Genomic DNA, 15,679 nt, shown 5'->3' on the forward strand with positions numbered 1-15,679 from the left:
TGGATCTGAACGCAGCCCGCCCCGAGCCGGAGCGGGCTGAACTGCTCGGCTGGATGTTCGGGCAGCTCCACACCGAATATGGCGAGCGTCCCCTGGTGCCCCGCCGTGAGCCGATGCACGAACTCATCAGCACGATCCTTTCGCAGCGCACGACCCACCAGGATGAGGAAGCGGCCTATCACGAGCTGCGCGAACTGGGCGACTGGGACGCGATTATCCAGGCCCCGACCGAGCAGATCGCCCACGCGATCCGGCGCAGCAACTACCCGGAGAGCAAGGCCCCGCGCATCCAGGCCACCCTGCGGGCCATCCGCGAGCAGCGTGGCGGGTACGATCTGGATTTCCTGGCGGACCTGCCGGTCAAGGACGCGCTGAAGTGGCTCACCGATCTGCCGGGCGTGGGCGTCAAGACCGCCTCGCTGGTGCTGCTGTTCAATTACGCGCGTCCGGTCTTTCCGGTGGACACCCACGTCCACCGGGTCACCACGCGCGTCGGTGTGATCCCGCGGATGGGCGAGCAGGCGGCCCACCGGGCGCTGCTGAAGCTGCTGCCGCCCGACCCACCCCTGCTATACGAACTGCATATCAACCTGCTGCGGCACGGGCAGAAGGTCTGCACCTGGGCGCGCCCGAAGTGTCCCGCCTGCGTGCTGCGCGAACGCTGCGACGCCTTTGCGCTGTACGGGAACCACGTGCCGAGTTTCAGCGAGAAACCGGCGAAGCCCTGAACCTCAGCCCCGCTCCCGCTCGCGCAGCACCAGTTGTACCAGGCCCAGCGTGACCAGTTCCGCCTCCTCGGGGCGGACCGGGCGCAGCTCCTCTACCACGAAGCGGCGAGAGAAGAAGCTGCGGCGCTTGCGGACGCGCAACGCGGGTTGCCCGGCGGCGTCGGTGACCGTGTAGGTGGGATTCACCAGGTAATCGAAGCCCACCGCGATGAGGTCGCCGACAAAGGGCACCGCGCCGATCACGCCTTCCACCACACTCATCCAGGGGTGGTCGTCGCGGATGGTGAACTCGGGGTGGCCGTCCGGGCCGAGTAGCTCGTAGCTCGCGCCCCACAGTGTGCGGAGGCCCTGGGCCTGGAGCGCGCCGACCTCCGAACCGTCCGTCCGGCGAATCAGGCGACGGGCACGCCAGTCGAGCGCCCCCGCCATAAGGCCCTGCGCGCGGATCGCGTGCGTCTGCACCTGGCGGGCCTCGTCGGCGTAGACCCGCACCTCGTCGCGGATGCTGAAGAACTTTTCCTTGACGATCCCGATCAGCGTCCCGTTCGCGTCGGTCACGCGCAGTTCGGTCAGGAGGCTGAACTTGAATTCGAGGGTCAACGGGAAGGCGGGGTTCACGGACCCGGATACGTCCTCAGGCGGAGGGCGGTTCCCAGGGGTCGAAGCGGGTGCCCGGCGTGATCCCCGCGCCCTGCGCCCAGACCTGCGCGGCCTGCGCCTTGCGGGCTTCCGGCTGCACCGTCTGGATCCGGACCGCGCCCTCACCACAGGCGACAGTCAGCCCCTCCCCGTCCACCCGCAGCACCTCGCCGGGCTGGCCCCGGCCCTCTCCCGCGCTCAGGCCGCCCAGCTTGAGGCGGATGCCCCCCAGAAAGGCGGTCGTCTGCGGCCAGGCCGCCACGCCCCGGTAACGGTTCACGACCGCCCGCGCGCTCTCCTGCCAGCGCACGAAGCCGTCCTCCTTGGTCAGCATCGGGGCGTGGGTGGCCCTTCGCTCGTCCTGCGGTGTGGGCGTCAGGGCGGGCAGGTTCGCCAGGGCTTCCACGATCAGCCGCGCGGCCTGGGCGCTCAGGGCGTCGGCCAGTTCCACACTCGTCCACTCCGGCGCAACGGGCAGCGCCTCTTGCAGCAGGACCGGCCCGGTGTCCATGCCCACGTCCGTCTGCATGACGGTCGTCCCGGTGACCGCCTCGCCCCGGATCAGCGCCCACTGGATCGGGGCCGCCCCCCGGTAGGCGGGCAGCAGGCTGGTGTGCGTGTTCAGGAAGCCGTGGGGCGGCACGGCCAGCAGCGAGGCGGGAAGAATCTTGCCGTAGGCGCAGGTCACGGCCACATCTGCGCCGCTTTCCCGCAGTTGCGCCTCAAAGGCCGCATTGCCCCGCAGTTTCCCCGGTTGCGCGAGGGGCAGCCCCCACTCTGCCGCGCGGGCCGCGACGGGCGGCGGCGTGAGCTTCAGGCCCCGCCCCACCGGCTTGTCGGGCTGCGCGACGACCAGCACGACCCCGAAGCGTTCGCGAATGGCCTCTAGGACAGGCAGCGCGAAGGCGGGCGAGCCGAAAAAGGCCACGCGCGGCGCGCCGGGCACGCTCAAGCTTCCTGCTCCCGCCGCAACTTCTCGGCCCCCGCCAGGTCGTTCAGGTACGCCTTGGCCTGACGCTGCATCCGGGCCAGCTCCCGGCGGTGATCCTCGGTGACTTCCGGGGGCAGGCGGTCGAGGAAGAACACGCCGTCGAGATGGTCCACCTCGTGTTGAAAGACGCGCGCGAGGTAATCGCCCTCCTCCAGCGTGCGCTGCTGCCCGTCCAGATCGGTGTACCGGACCTGCACGGCCCGCGCGCGGGGCACGCCTTCCTCGTAGATGCCGGGGATGCTGAGGCAACCCTCCTGGTAGGAGCGGTCCTTTTTCTTGTCGGTGACGCTGATGACCGGATTGAGCATCACAAAGTCGCGCAGCACGCGTGACCGCAGCGGCGCGTCCCCGCCCTCGTTTTCCTCCTCGTCATCCTCGTACTCGACGGCCACGAACATCCGCACCGGCAGCCCCACCTGCGGGGCCGCCAGGCCGACGCCGCGCGCCTCGAACATCGTTTCCAGCAGGGTATCGGCGACCTCGCGCACGCTCTGGGGAGAGAAGCCGGGCACGGTCAGGGTGTCGGTCGGCTGCACGGGCCTGGCCTTGCGGCGCAACACGGGATCGCCGTACAGGCGGATGGGATACACGCGGGGAGCCTTCACAATGCCACCGTTTTACCAGAGGCCCGCCCCGCGGCGCAGGCAGCGGCCCACCTTCCACCGGGCAGAACTGCCGGACAGAGCTGCCGGGCAGAGCTGATCGTGGGGCCAGCCCCAGGTGAGGGTTTCCCGATCCTTGTTCTCACGCGGCCCCCACCGTGCCCCCCTAGGGTCGGACGATAGAGGAGGACTCATGCTGACCCGTTCCGCCCTGATCCTGACCGCCGCCCTGCTGGGCAGCCTCGCCACCGCACAGACGACGCCACCGACGACCGCGCCTCAGGTGACCGCGCCGCAGCAGACGGCGGAACAGGCCGCCGCCCAGGCCCGTGACCTGGCCGAGCAGGCCCGCCGCACCTACCCCCGGGGGAGCGCCAGCATCGATCAGGTGCTGTGGAAGCAGGCCGCCGACGCCGCCGAACAGGCCGTGCAACTGGCCCCGGGCAACGCGGACTTCCTGAAACTGCGCGCGCAGATCTACACCGAAGTCGGGTTCTGGCGCCAGGCGGAACTCGCCTGGGCGGCGTATTTCCGCGCCGTGCCGACCGCAGCGGGCAGTGCCGAGGCCCGGGCCGCCGCCGCCGTGCAGTACAACCTGGGTTACGCGGCCTATACCCGCAACCAGCCCGATCAGGCCGCGCGCTTCTTCGCGTCCTGCCTGGAACTGGACGCCCAGAATGTGGACTGCGCGACCTGGGCCGCCCGCACGGCCCTGGAAGCCGGAAACTACCCGCAGGCCCAGACCCTCTACGCCCGCGCCCTGCAACTCCGGCCCGGCGACAAGACCCTGACGTACTTTCAGAACCTCGCGCAGAACGCGGGCCGTTACGGTCCCGCCGCGACCCGCGCCTTCAGCCGGGCTTACGTCGAACTCGACGCGGGGCGCAAGGCTGCGGCGCTGGCGGGCTTTCAGGAAGCGGCCCGCACCGCCCCCAACTTCGCCGAGGCATGGCGGGAAGCGGGCCGCCTGGCCCTGGACCTGGGCAACGCGCAGGCCGCACTCACCGCCTACCAGGGGGCAGCGGCTCTGCCCGGCGCGACCGCCAGTGACCGTTACAACCTCGCGCTGGCGCAGGAAGGCCAGCAGTACGGGCTGAAGACCGTGCAGACCTTCCGCAACGCCTACGCGAAGTACACGGCAGGCGACAGGGCGGTGGCCGAGGCAGGCTTCCTTGACGCCACCCGTCAGAATCCGCAGTACGCCAAAGCGTGGGCGTGGCTGGGCCGCGTCCGGTATGAGGCCAGGAACTACGCCGGAGCGGCGGAAGCCTACGGACAGGCCGTGCAGCTTGACCCGGGCGACAAGAGCAGCGCCTATTTCCTGCGGCTGGCACAGCAGGGCAAGTAGGCGCCAGGGCAGGAAACAGGCTGAAAGAGGGGCGCGGCGAACCGGCTGCGCCCCGGCTCCTTTCCGCCGGGGCAGCCTCATGCGGCTTCACCCGCCCGTCAGCCTCAACGCCTACGCTGGAGTCATGCGCCTGACTCCCCTGCTGCTGCTTCCCCTCCTCCTCGCGGCGTGCGGCTCGCGTGAGGTGAAGGCTCCCGACGCCTACGATCTCAGCGGCACCATCAGCGGTGACTGGGGCGAGAATCCGCACCTGCGGCTCGCGCTGGTCGGCACCGGCTTTCCGAACGCGGTCACCAACGACGGCAACCAGCCCCAGAACGTGGTGCCCGCCGGCTCCGGGACCTGGGCCTTCGGCTTTGACCTGCCGAACGTGCCAGCGGTCGCGGGGGCTTACCAGGTCATCGTGTACAACGATACGAACAACACGGGGACCTACAACGTCGGGGAAAGGTTCGCGCGCAACCGCCAGTGGCTGATCTACAGCACCTTCAGCGGGGACATTCCCGCCGTCAAGCTGCCGGGAAGCGGCGAGGAGGTCACGCCCGCGATGACCGTGGAGCGCGGCTGGAACCTCTACAACCGCAACTTTCCCCTCAGCAGCACCAACCCCAGTCCGGCGGGCAAGGTCACGGGGTACGACCTCAGCCGCTGAAGTGCAGCGCCCCGAAACGCTGCCCGTGAGGCGGCGTTCTTTTTTGGCCTACAGCTTCGCCTTGAAAAACGCCACGCTCCGCCGCAGCGCCAGCCCCAGGTTCCGGCTGAGATTGTGGTTGTCGCCCTCATAGCGGTAGGCCTCCACGCTCTGGCCAGCGGCGCGCAGGTCGTCTGCCAGCGCCTTCTGGAAGCTGTAGGGCACGTCCCGGTCGGCGGTGCCGTGGTGAAGCTGGATGGGCCGCCCGTTCAGGTCCTCAAGAGACGCATTCGGACTCAGCGCCCGCAGAGACTGGCGGTTGAGGGGGTCCAGCACGCGTTTCTCCTCGCCCGGCGCGCGGTTCCAGTCGGTCGCCAGCACGTCGTAACTGGCGACCACACCCGCCCAGAGAGAGGCGGCCTTGAGGTCCGGGTCCACCAGCATGGCCCGCAGACTCAGTTGCCCGCCCATGCTGTGCCCCCACAGACCCAGGCGGCTGGCGTTCACGCGCGTGTCTTGTTTCAGGCTGGCGGCGGCGTTCAGCACGTCCACCGTGTAGCCGGGGTCGTCGTACCCGCCCCGCGCCTCGCCTTCCGAGTCGCCGTGGCCCCGGTAGTCACTCTTGAGCGTGACGAAGTCCGCCCGCGCGAAGGCGTCCTGATAGGCCACATACCGCTCCGTCGTGCGGTACTCGTCCGGTGGGATGTAGCCGTGGTTGAAGACGATGGCGGGCCAGCCGCCCTGCGGCGGTATGCCGTTCGGGACCGTCAGCAGCGCATTGATCTTCAGCCCGTCGGACAGGTAGCTCACGACCTGCCGTGTGTAGTTCACACCGGGACTGAGGGTCCGCACGACCGTCAGCCGGCTGCCGGGGTACGCCCGCGCTCGCAGCGCCTGGATGCTGATGGGCTGCCGCGCCACGAACGCCTGAAGCGCCGCGTCCGTCACCTCGCCCGGTGGGGTGGTGGGGAGGGTGGTGCTGGGCGTGGGAGCACGCCTTTCCCCAGTCGGGGCGGGCTGGGTAGGCTGCCAGGGCACCCGGAAAGGCAGGTTCTCCGGCGGCGTGACGGCGAGGTAGGCTCCCCCCGCCACCAGCAGAAGCAGCACGAGCTGGAGGAGCCGCCTCATGCGGGGTCGCCCACGGCCCCCGGGCTGCTGGCCGCCCCCCTCACAGCCGCGCCTTGAAAAACGCCACGCTCCTCGCCAGGGCCGTGTTCAGATTGCGGCTGAGGTTGTGGTTGTCGCCGGGGTAGACGTAGCTCTGCACGGGCTTGCCCAGGGCCTTGAGCTGCCGGGAGAGCGACTCGTGGAAGCTGACGGGAACGTCCTCGTCGGCGGTGCCGATGTGGAGCTGAATGGGCGCGCGCAGGTCCCCCAGGTAGCTGTTGGCGCTGAGTTTGTTCCAGAAGCTGGGGTTGCGGGCGGGCGTGCCGTATTTCTCCACCGCCTTCTTGCGCAGGTTCAGGACGCGCTGGGGGATGGAAGCGGGGGCCTTGTGCGGCCAGCCGTTCATCATCTGGTCGTAGTCCCCGACCACGCCCGCCCAGATCACCGCCGCCTTGATGCCGGGGTCGATCACCAGGGCGCGCAGGGTCAGGAAGCCGCCCATCGAATGCCCCCACATGCCGATGCGCGCGGCGTTCACGCGGGGGTCTTTTTTCAGACTCGCCAGCGCGTTCATCACGTCCGTCGTGTAGCCGGGCGCGTAGTAGCCGCCCAGCGCCTCACCCTGGCTGCTCCCGTGGCCCCGGTAGTCGCTCTTGAGGGTCACGAAGCCCGCGCGCGCAAAGGCATCCTGGTAGGCGACGTAGCGTTCGGTGGTGCGGTACACGTTGGGCGGGATGTAGCCGTGGTTGAAGACGATGGCCGGCCAGCCGCCCTGCGGCGGCGTGCCGTTCGGCACGGTCAGCAGCGCATCGATCTTCAGGCCGTCGGACAGGTAGCTGACGACCTGCCGCGAATAGTTCGCGCCGGGACTGAGGGTCCGCACGACCGTGAGTTTGCTGCCGGGGTAGGCCTTCTCGCGGGCGGCGGGAATGCTCATCTGCGCGGCGTCCACCGCTGCCAGGGCCGCCGCCGACTGGGTTTGCGCCGGGGAGGAGGCGAGCAGCAGAACCGGGAGCAGCAGCGCGCGGGACTTCATCTGCCCAGGCTAGTGGGCGGGCCGCCCACACAAGGGATGCCCCCCCACCATGTGGGCCGGCCTCTCCCGGTTGGGCCAGGCTCCCCCGGCCCACCCCCCCGGCTTTCAAATCCACCTTGCCCGTCTCCTCATCTGGCGAGGAGGCGGATTCGGGACAGTGTGACCCATGCGACACATTCTGTTTCCCACGGTGGCCGCGGCCGACGCCTTCATTGCCGACCTCCAGCAGCAGGGGGCCGTCCAGCCCGAGGTGGGCACCCTGCACCTGAACCGCCGTGCGGCCCCGGCGACCACCACCCAGACGACCACCACGACCACCGAGTACGCGGGTGACCTGGGCGGCGGCACGGCGGAAGACGCCGGGGCTGGGGCCGTCAAGGGCACCGTGGCGGGCGCGCTGACCGGTGCGGCGGCGGGCATCATCGGCACGGCGGCCACCGTGGCGACGGGCGGCCTGGCGCTGCCGGTCATCCTGGGCATGACCGCCCTGGGCAGCGGCGTGGGCGCGGCGGTCGGCGGTATCGGCGGCGCGGCGGGCGTGGACGAGACTGGTGACGGCATGACCCGCACCACCTCCAGCTCTGAGGTGGAAGACACCCACTACGACCGGATGCAGGCCAGCCTGAACGAGGGTGGCCGCGCCGTCGCCGTGGACGACAACGTGCCGCAGGACGTGCTGGAGGAGGCCGTGCGCCGTCACGGCGGCCAGTTCGTGAACGGTGACGCCGGGCTGTAAACCCCGCGCGCACAGGCGGGCTGAAGCTGCACAGGGCTTCAGCCCGCCTGTTGCCGTTGTTCCCTCACAGCCGCGCGTCTACCGGGTCGCTTTCCAGCGCCAGCACGCCCAGCACGCTCTCGTGGACGCGGGCGGTTCCGGCGTGGTCCACAAAGCGCGCGAGGGCTTCCAGTCCCAGGTGAAACTCACGCAGGGCACGGGCACGTTTGGCCCCCAGGGCGCGGGTACGCAGCCGGGCGAGGTTCTCCGGGCGGGTGTACTCCGGGCCGTAGATGATCCGCAGGTACTCGCGGCCCCGCACCTTCACGGCGGGTTGCAGGCTGCGCCGGTCGGGGTCGAGGAAGGCGAGCGGCTTCACGACCATGCCTTCCCCACCGGCGGCGGTCAGCGCCTCCCACCACGCGGCCGCCTCGGCCTCGCTCGCGCCCATTCCCCCAGATACAGGCCCCAGCGTGACGAGGCGGTACGCGGTGCGGCCAAACAGCAGCGGGTCGGCGTCCGCGAGTCGCCCCAGCGTCTCCAGGTGCCAGAGGTGGTCGCGCTCCGTGTGAACCTGGCCCTCGGAGGCGAGGAGGTGGAAGGGGCGGATTTGAACGTCGTGCGGCCCCTCCACCCGGTGCACGTAGGCGCGGTAGGCATCCCTGTAGGCGCGGAGGTCCTGGGCGCGTTCGCGGGTGCGGTCCAGCAGGCCCGCCACGTCCACCCCACGCGCGGCGGCGGCTTCCAGCGCGGTCACACTGGCGGGCAGGGCCGCATTCCCCGCCGCCCCGACTGCCGCGTACTGCCCCCGGATCAGTTCTCCGGCCTTCAGGCTCCAGGGCAGAATCTCGGCGTCCAGCACCAGCCAGCCCGTGTCCAGCGTCTCCCACAGGCCCGCTGTGGTCACGGCGGCGCGGGCACGGGTCAGCACGTCCGCCTCCCAGTCCGGCTGGAAGAAGGGCCGCCCGGTGCGCGTGAAGATGGACCCTGCCCCTTCTGGAACCCCGAAGCGGGTGCGGGCCGCCGCCTCATCCCGTGCCAGGACCAGCACGGCGCGCGACCCCATATGCTTCTCCTCGCACACCACCTGAGACAGCCCCTGCCCCCGGAAGTACGCGAAGGCTTCCGCCGGGTGTTCCAGAAAGCCTGCACGACTGCTGGTTTCCACCGGACTCATCGTCGGCGGGAGGTACACGGCCCAGCGCGGGTCCACGCCGAAGCGCGAGAAGGTTTCGATTGCGGCTGCCCGCTCGCCCTCCTTCACCAGGATGCCGCCGAAGGTGCGCGTTTCGATGCGGCCCCCCTTCAAGAAGGCGGCGAGGTCCAGCCCCTCCCCATCCGGCTCCGGCCCGGCGGGCGCGAGGGGCCGGGCGGGGACGGCGTACTGGGCGTGGGCGGGGACGCTGACCAGTTCCATTTCCGGGTAACGCAGCGCGGTGAGGGCACCGCCAAACGCGCAGCCGGTGTCGATGTTCAGCGTGCGGTTCACCCAGTGCGGCTGCGCGACCGGCGTGTGGCCGTACACCACGTAAGCCTGCCCCCGGTAATCGGCGGCCCAGTCGCGGCGAACCGGCAGGCCCCGTTCGTCCTGACTGCCGTCCACGTCGCCGTACAGCGCGAAACTCCGCACCCGGCCCGACGCGCGGCCCTGGTACCGCTCGGGCAAGCCCGCGTGGGCGACCACCACCCGCCCCCCATCCAGCACGAGGTGGCTCACCAGCCCGGCCAGAAAGGCCCGCACCTCCGCCCGGAACTCCGGTCCCGCCTCCTCCAGCTGCGCCAGCGTCCCATCTAAACCGTGGAGCGCCTTGACCGCCTTGCCGTCCAGCGCGCGCTTCAGCTTCTCGTCGTGGTTGCCGGGCACGCAGAGGGCCGCGCCCGAGCGGATCATGTTCATCACCAGCCGCAAGGTACCCGCGCTGTCCGGCCCCCGGTCCACCAGATCACCCACGAAGACGGCGGTGCGGCCCGGCGGGGGCGTGGCGTGGCCCTCCCCCAGCGTGTAACCGAGTTTTGCCAGCAGGTCGCGCAGCTCCGGCAGGCACCCGTGAACGTCCCCGATGAAGTCGAAGGGGCCGCTCAGTTCCTGGCGGTTGGTGTACAGCGGCACGCGCGACACCTGCGCCGCGTCCACCGCCTCCCCGGACCGTAACACCCAGACGTGGCGGAAGCCTTCCTTCTGCAACCCGCGGAGGGTGCGGCGCAGTTCGCTGACCTGCCGTCCGATCACGTCGGGGCGGAAGTCGCGGTCGGGACGGGCGGCGTGGCGGGCCTCCAGCACGGCGCGGGGCAGGTCCAGCACGATGGCGACGGGCAACACGTCATGCTGGCGCGCGAGGTCCACCAGCCGCCGCCGGTCGTCGGGGCGCACGCTGGTCGCGTCCACCACCGTCAGCCGCCCGCGCGCCAGCCGCTTTCCGGCCACGAAAAACAGGCTGTCGAAGGCGTCCCCGGTCGCCTCCAGGCTGCTTTCGTCGTCACTGACCAGGGCGCGGAAAAAGTCGCTGCTCAGCACCTCGGTCGGCTCGAAGTGCCGCGCGGCGAAGGTGCTCTTGCCCGCCGACGACGCGCCGACCAGGGCGACGAGGGCGAGTTCGGGGAGCCTGATTTCGGTCATGCTTCCTCCCCCCGCGTAAAGACCGCCATCTGCGTCACCGGCCCATATTCGGCGTGCACGTCCCCCACGTCCTCGAACCGCACCGCGTAGCCGGACTCGCTCGCGGCGGCCCCGGCCCAGGCGCGGAACTCGGCCCGCGTCCACTCGAAGCGGTGGTCGGCGTGGCGCATTCCGGCGGCCTCGCCCCTGTTCTTCTCCGCAAAGACCGCGTTGTACTCGCGGTTGGGGGTGGTGATGACCACCGTGCGGGGGCGGGCGTCACCGAAGACGTTCGCGGTCAGGGCGTCCAGGCGGTGCGGTTCGAGGTGCTCGATGACTTCGACCAGGGCGGCGGCATCGAAGCCGCGCAAGCGTGAGTCACGGTAAGCGAGGCTCCCGTGCAGCAGGCGCACCCGCCCCTCCAGTTCGGGACGTTCCTTCAGGCGCAGCCGGTCGGCAGCCAGCTCCAGCGCGCGGGCGCTCACGTCCACGCCGACGAGTTCGCGAAAGCTGGGCACCTCCACCAGGCGGCGCAGCAACTTGCCCTCGCCGCAGCCCAGGTCCAGCACGCGGGCCGAGCCGCTGGCCTTCAAGACCTCGGCCACGCGGTCCAGGCGGGCGTCGTGCAGGCGGGGGTGGGGGTCGCGCGGGGCCTCCTCTTCTGACGCTTCGGGCGTGAAGGTGGCCTCGGCCTGACGCACCAGTTCGCGGAACCGCAGGAACCGCCCCACGATCAGATCACGTTCCGGGTGGGTGTCCAGCCAGCCCGCGCCGTGCCGCAGCAGCTTTTCCACCTCGGCCTCGTTCAGGTAATAGTGCTTCCGGCCGTCCAGCACGGGGAGCAGCACGTACAGGTGCGCCAGCAGGTCGCACAGCCGCACCGTCCCCGACACGCGCAGGCGCACATAGGGCCGCTCGCCCCACTCGGGAAACAGCGGGTCGAGGGGAATCGGCCCCGTCTCCACCGCGTACCCGAGGGGGCCGAACAGCCGCTCGGGGAGGCCAGCGGGGCCACGTGCGGCGACGCAGGGCAATTCCGCCACCAGGGGCAGGGGCGTGTCGGCCAGCGCCTGCCGCTCCTGGCTGCGCCCGGTCATCGCCGTGCCGAAGGCGTCGCGCAGGGCCACCGCCAGGAAGCTGCCCGCCGCGTAGGGCCGGTCGTTCACGTAGGGTTCCAGCGGGGCACCCTCGCCGGGGCGGGTGGTGCGCGAGAGGGCCACCGGGTCCACCTCCAGCAGCAGGGCCGCCGTGCAGACCTCGGGGGTGGCCTGGGGATAGAAGACGGTCGCGCGCCCGAACGGCAGCTCACGTTCCAGCACGCGGTCCGGGTGCTTGTGCAGCAGGAAACCCAGGTCGGTCGCCGGAAAGGGCCGGTCGGGGTGGGGCGTGGTGGTCAGCGTGAGGAGCATCCTGCCCGGCAGGGTAGCGCTGCGGGCCGCCGCGCACGTCGGCAGGATGGCGCAGGAGGGTAGAGTGCGGGCATGGCCTCGCTGTGGCAACGTCCGGCCCAGGAACTTCTCCAGACGGCGGCGAGCGGTGCCCCGACGCCCGGCGGCGGCTCCACGGCGGCGCTGACAGGGGCTTTCGGCACGGCGCTGCTGGAGATGGCGCTGAACATCACCCTGAGGAAGAACGGGGCGGCGGCAGAGGCGCTGCGGCCTCTCCTTTCTGCCCTGACCGGCCTGCGTGGGCGGCTTCAGGCGCTGGCCGACGAGGACGTGCGGGCGTTCCAGGCCTACGTCCAGGCGACCCGTCTGCCCGAAGGCGAGGAGCGGGCTGCGGCGCTGAACCAGGCGGGCCGGGCGGCGATACAGGTGCCGCTCCACCTGGCCCGGACTGCGGTGGAGGTGCTGGGCCTCACCGGGCTACTCGTCCCGCAGGTCCACGCCGAAGTCACGAGCGACGTGGGCGCGGGGGCCGCGATTCTGGAAGGTGCCCTGCACGCCGCGCTCCTGACGGTAGAGATCAACCTGCCGCACATGGCGCCAGGAGAGCAGGAGACGCTGAAGGCCGAACGGGACAGCCTGGAGGCCCGGGGCCGGCACCTGGCGGCGGAAACGTTGAGGCGGACGCGCGAACGGCTGCCGGGCTGAGACACCCACCCGCCCCGTACAATCGGCCTTGATGCTCTGGACCCGGCCCCTGGTGATGCTGCGCCTGCTGGCGTTGCTGCTCACCAGCGAACTGGTCCGCAGCGGCTTTTTCGTGTCGGCACTCCCGGTGGCCGGGCCGGGGCTGGGGCTGGGCACGGCGGTCATCGGCGCGATGGTCGGGGTCCACTACCTCGCGGACGCCCTGGCGAAGGGGCCGGTGGGTCTGGTGACCGAACGCTGGGGCCTGGGCCGGGTGCTGGCCCTGGGAAGCGGCCTGGGCTTTCTGGTCGTGCTGGGCACGCGCCTGGCCCCGTCACCCGTCTGGGGCGTGCTGGGCTGCGCGCTGTGGGGCGTGACCTACGCGGCGCTGTGGCCGGGCCTGATGAGTACCTCGCAGGCGCTGGCCCGGCCCGGGTACGCGGCGCGGGCGCTGGCCGTCTCCAGCCTCAGCGTGGCCCCCGCGATTCTGGGCGGCGTGCTGGGGGTCGGGCCGCTGCTCCAGGCCCGGCCCGAAACCGGCTGGACCCTGCTGCTCGGGGCACAGGGCGCGGCCCTGCTGCTGGCCCTCAGCCTGCTGCGGCTGCACCTGTCCCCCTTGCCCGGCGTGTCCGCGCCTGCGGGGAACATCTGGCAGGGCTGGGCACGGGTGGCGGTGCTGCTGCCCGCCGCCTTCGCGCAGACGCTCGCGCCGGGCCTGCTGGTGACCCTGTTCTATCCGCTGCTCGCGCGGCTGGGGCTGGGGCTGGGGGACCTGCTGGGGCCGGGGCTGCTGGCGCTGGTGGCCTTTGGGGCATGCCTGTGGGGCGCAGGCCGGTTGGCAGACCGGACACATCCGCGCCGCGTCCTGACGCCGGGGCTGCTGCTGCTGGCCCTGACCTTTGGGGTGGCGGCCCTGCCGGGGCTGGAGGCCCGGTTGTGGCTGCTCGCGCCGCTGCTGGGCCTGGGCTACGGCGCCTTTATCGCCGGGTGGAACGGCCTGGTGGGCCGCGTCCTGCCGGCCGGGCACCGGGCTGCGGCCTGGGGCACCGTCATGGCCGTCGAGGCGTTGGGGTATGCCGCCGGTCCCCTGCTGGGCGGCCTCGCCTGGGCCAGGTTCGGTCAGGCGGGCGTGTTCACGCTGGGCGCGGCGGTGTTCCTGCTGACCGAGGCGTACTACCTCTGGCCGGGCCGGGCCGTCTCACGCGCGGCGCCCCATCCAGAGTGAGGGGGGCACTTACAGCGTGGCGGGGTCCACCAGCAGCGGTTCCGTGGTTCCGAAAGCCTCCGCATACCGGATGCGCGCCATGGTGCCCCAGTACATCAGGCGGGCGCGGCGGCGTTCCACGATCTCGGGCGTCACCGTCTCGGACACGTGCGCGCCGGTGAACTGGCTGGTGTGGGCACGAATCGCGGCTTCCCAGTCGGGCAGCACGCTTTCGACATCCACCAGCAGGTCCGCCCGGATGTCGGCGTTTCCCTGGTACAGCAGCACCCGGGACACGCGGTGGGGTTCGCCGTCCAGATCGGCTTTGCGCAGCGCCGCGAGGTGCAGCGCCCGCCGCGCGAGGTGAAAGCTGCCGAAGTGGTCCGGGTGCCGGTCCTGGTCGTGCGGCACCACCAGCACGCGTGGCCGCACGGCACGTAGGGCCGCCGCCAGCGCCGCCGCTCCCCGTGGTGTATCCACCAGTTCTCCGTCCGGCAGCCCGAGTTGCCCCCGCCACGCCAGACCCAGGATGCCCGCTGCCGCCACGCACTCGGCCTCGCGCTCCTCCGGCGTTCCCTGGGTGCCCCGCTCGCCGCGCGACAGTTCCAGGATGCCCACCGTTCGCCCCTCCCGCGCGAGGCGAATCAGCGTGCCGCCTGCTCCAATTTCCGCATCGTCCGGGTGAGGCGCGAGGCACAGCCAGTCGAGAGGCTGCACGGTTCCATAGACGGTGCGAAAGGGTCCACTCATGCCCCGCAGGATAGCCGGGTGCGGAGGGGCAATAAAAAAGCCGCCTTTTCAGGCGGTGATGTCAAAAAGGATAGCGTGGAATGCAGGGGAAGTCAAATTATGCACCCGCAAGGTGGTGGCTTTCGAGGCATGAGGGGCGTTCAATGAAGCATGAACGGTCCTGATTGCCCAGCGTGCGGTGGCGTCTCCACCGTCAAAAACGGCCATGCCCATACTGGGAGGCAGCGCTACCTGTGCCGGGTCTGCGGTCACTAGTTCACCCTCCACCCTCCACAACACCGGATTTCAGCGGAAACCGAGGCGTTGGTGGACCGTTTGCTGACTGAACGCATCTCCCACCGAGGCATTTGTCGGGTCACGGGGGTGAGTCGCTCCTGGTTCCGGCTGCACCTGATGAAGCTGGGGAAGAGCGTCCAGCACAGCTTCCAACAAGCTGACGAACCAGCAAAAAAAGCCTGAGCACGCCAGCACCAGCGCCGCTGGTGCTGGCGTGCGAGGAGTGATGCACCTTCGTGGGTCGTCAGGACCGGCGGCTCTGGATTTGGTTGGCGATGGACCGGACCACCCGACGGATCGTCGGGTGCTTCATCGGGCAGCGAGACGCACCAGGCGCCTTTGGACTCTGGCAAAGCCTCCCCACGCCCTACCTTGACGCTGTCTGTCACACCGATGGCTTGCGGGAATACCGGAGTGTAGTCTTCGGGGCTTTGCACCGCCTCGGGGGAACCCAGCACATCGAACGCTTCAACGCCACCCTCCGGCTGAGATTGGCCCATCTGGTGCGCAAAAGTCTGTCGTTCGCCCGCAGTCAGGTCAACTTCGAAACCCTTATTTGGCTCTTCCTCCACCGCTACAACCTGTCATTACCCTAAAAGCCACGACCCACTCTGAGTTGGTGGATTTCGAGGTATGAGGGGCGTTCAATGAAGTATGAACGGTCCTGATTGCCCAGCCTGCGGTGGCGTTTACACCATCAAAAACGGTCATGCCCATACCGGGAGGCAGCGGTAGCTCTGCCGCGTCTACGGCTACCGGTTCACCCTTAATCCCTCTGCCAGAGGCCGAAGCCTGTGCGCAAAGCACGTGCCCCCACCTTCTTTCGGCGGGGGCACTGACTGAATCTAAGGTTGGGTCCACTGCTGGGTCCCGCCGGTCAGGTGGACGAGCGTACCACGACGCTCCCATTCCGGTAACACCAGAATACGGCATGAGCGTAATCCTGTCAATCGGGTATGTGAATGTGACCTGAGTATGAGTCGG

The 15,679-nt window shown here is 70.2% G+C and carries 16 protein-coding genes; 8 read left to right on the plus strand and 8 right to left on the minus strand.

Features of this window, described 5'->3' with window-relative positions; genetic code table 11:
• Positions 1-53: 53 nt before the first annotated feature.
• A complete protein-coding gene (locus DEIPH_RS04300; protein ID WP_081790778.1) occupies positions 54-728 on the plus strand; it encodes an endonuclease III domain-containing protein in 675 nt (224 codons plus the stop codon).
• A gap of 3 nt (positions 729-731) precedes the next feature.
• Here DEIPH_RS04300 and DEIPH_RS04305 read toward each other — a convergent pair whose 3' ends face one another.
• The 3 genes from DEIPH_RS04305 to def are packed head-to-tail and all read right to left on the minus strand — an operon-like array spanning position 732 to position 2,966.
• Positions 732-1,346: a hypothetical protein gene (locus tag DEIPH_RS04305; protein WP_034354414.1), complete on the minus strand. Its 615-nt coding sequence runs from the start codon at positions 1,344-1,346 to the stop codon at positions 732-734.
• Between the two features lie 16 nt (positions 1,347-1,362).
• A complete protein-coding gene (fmt, locus tag DEIPH_RS04310; protein ID WP_407636495.1) occupies positions 1,363-2,313 on the minus strand; it encodes a methionyl-tRNA formyltransferase in 951 nt (316 codons plus the stop codon).
• A 2-nt stretch (positions 2,314-2,315) separates the two neighbouring features.
• A complete protein-coding gene (def, locus tag DEIPH_RS04315) occupies positions 2,316-2,966 on the minus strand; it encodes a peptide deformylase (RefSeq protein WP_034354419.1) in 651 nt (216 codons plus the stop codon).
• A 187-nt stretch (positions 2,967-3,153) separates the two neighbouring features.
• On the opposite strand from def, the gene DEIPH_RS04320 reads away from it, so the two are divergent.
• Both DEIPH_RS04320 and DEIPH_RS04325 read left to right on the plus strand, forming a co-directional pair.
• Positions 3,154-4,308, plus strand: a complete 1,155-nt coding sequence (locus tag DEIPH_RS04320; protein ID WP_034354422.1) for a tetratricopeptide repeat protein — start codon at positions 3,154-3,156, stop codon at positions 4,306-4,308.
• A 124-nt stretch (positions 4,309-4,432) separates the two neighbouring features.
• A complete protein-coding gene (locus DEIPH_RS04325) occupies positions 4,433-4,960 on the plus strand; it encodes a hypothetical protein (RefSeq protein WP_034354622.1) in 528 nt (175 codons plus the stop codon).
• A 48-nt stretch (positions 4,961-5,008) separates the two neighbouring features.
• On the opposite strand, the gene DEIPH_RS04330 is transcribed toward DEIPH_RS04325, so the two are convergent.
• Both DEIPH_RS04330 and DEIPH_RS04335 read right to left on the minus strand, forming a co-directional pair.
• Positions 5,009-6,067: an alpha/beta hydrolase family protein gene (locus tag DEIPH_RS04330; protein ID WP_034354425.1), complete on the minus strand. Its 1,059-nt coding sequence runs from the start codon at positions 6,065-6,067 to the stop codon at positions 5,009-5,011.
• Between the two features lie 40 nt (positions 6,068-6,107).
• Entirely contained in the window at positions 6,108-7,082 is a 975-nt protein-coding gene (locus tag DEIPH_RS04335) for an alpha/beta hydrolase family protein (RefSeq protein ID WP_034354428.1), read from the minus strand.
• 166 nt (positions 7,083-7,248) lie between these two features.
• Between DEIPH_RS04335 and DEIPH_RS04340 the strand changes: the two genes are divergently transcribed.
• A complete protein-coding gene (locus DEIPH_RS04340; protein WP_034354430.1) occupies positions 7,249-7,818 on the plus strand; it encodes a hypothetical protein in 570 nt (189 codons plus the stop codon).
• A 64-nt stretch (positions 7,819-7,882) separates the two neighbouring features.
• Here the strand turns inward: DEIPH_RS04340 and DEIPH_RS04345 are convergent, their stop codons facing one another.
• Together DEIPH_RS04345 and DEIPH_RS04350 are read right to left on the minus strand one after the other, a co-directional pair.
• Positions 7,883-10,414, minus strand: a complete 2,532-nt coding sequence (locus tag DEIPH_RS04345; protein WP_034354434.1) for a polynucleotide kinase-phosphatase — start codon at positions 10,412-10,414, stop codon at positions 7,883-7,885.
• Complete coding sequence (locus tag DEIPH_RS04350; RefSeq protein ID WP_034354435.1) at positions 10,411-11,802, minus strand: 3' terminal RNA ribose 2'-O-methyltransferase Hen1; 1,392 nt, start codon at positions 11,800-11,802, stop codon at positions 10,411-10,413. Before DEIPH_RS04350 ends, DEIPH_RS04345 begins: the two co-directional genes overlap by 4 nt.
• A 72-nt stretch (positions 11,803-11,874) precedes the next feature.
• On the opposite strand from DEIPH_RS04350, the gene DEIPH_RS04355 reads away from it, so the two are divergent.
• A complete protein-coding gene (locus tag DEIPH_RS04355) occupies positions 11,875-12,486 on the plus strand; it encodes a cyclodeaminase/cyclohydrolase family protein (RefSeq protein WP_034354438.1) in 612 nt (203 codons plus the stop codon).
• 31 nt (positions 12,487-12,517) lie between these two features.
• Positions 12,518-13,690, plus strand: coding sequence for an MFS transporter (locus DEIPH_RS04360; RefSeq protein ID WP_034354439.1), 1,173 nt, complete (start codon positions 12,518-12,520; stop codon positions 13,688-13,690).
• Between the two features lie 9 nt (positions 13,691-13,699).
• Here DEIPH_RS04360 and bshB1 read toward each other — a convergent pair whose 3' ends face one another.
• The gene (gene bshB1, locus DEIPH_RS04365; RefSeq protein WP_034354440.1) at positions 13,700-14,419 is read right to left on the minus strand and encodes a bacillithiol biosynthesis deacetylase BshB1; all 720 of its coding nucleotides are present in this window, start codon (positions 14,417-14,419) and stop codon (positions 13,700-13,702) included.
• Positions 14,420-14,569: 150 nt separating this feature from the next.
• Between bshB1 and DEIPH_RS21010 the strand changes: the two genes are divergently transcribed.
• Entirely contained in the window at positions 14,570-14,674 is a 105-nt protein-coding gene (locus DEIPH_RS21010) for an IS1/IS1595 family N-terminal zinc-binding domain-containing protein (protein ID WP_456072957.1), read from the plus strand.
• Between the two features lie 257 nt (positions 14,675-14,931).
• Positions 14,932-15,291: an IS1 family transposase gene (locus tag DEIPH_RS20935; RefSeq protein ID WP_034354443.1), complete on the plus strand. Its 360-nt coding sequence runs from the start codon at positions 14,932-14,934 to the stop codon at positions 15,289-15,291.
• The last annotated feature ends 388 nt before the right edge of the window (positions 15,292-15,679 follow it).

The organism is Deinococcus phoenicis (assembly GCF_000599865.1).
GTDB classification, from domain to species: domain Bacteria; phylum Deinococcota; class Deinococci; order Deinococcales; family Deinococcaceae; genus Deinococcus; species Deinococcus phoenicis.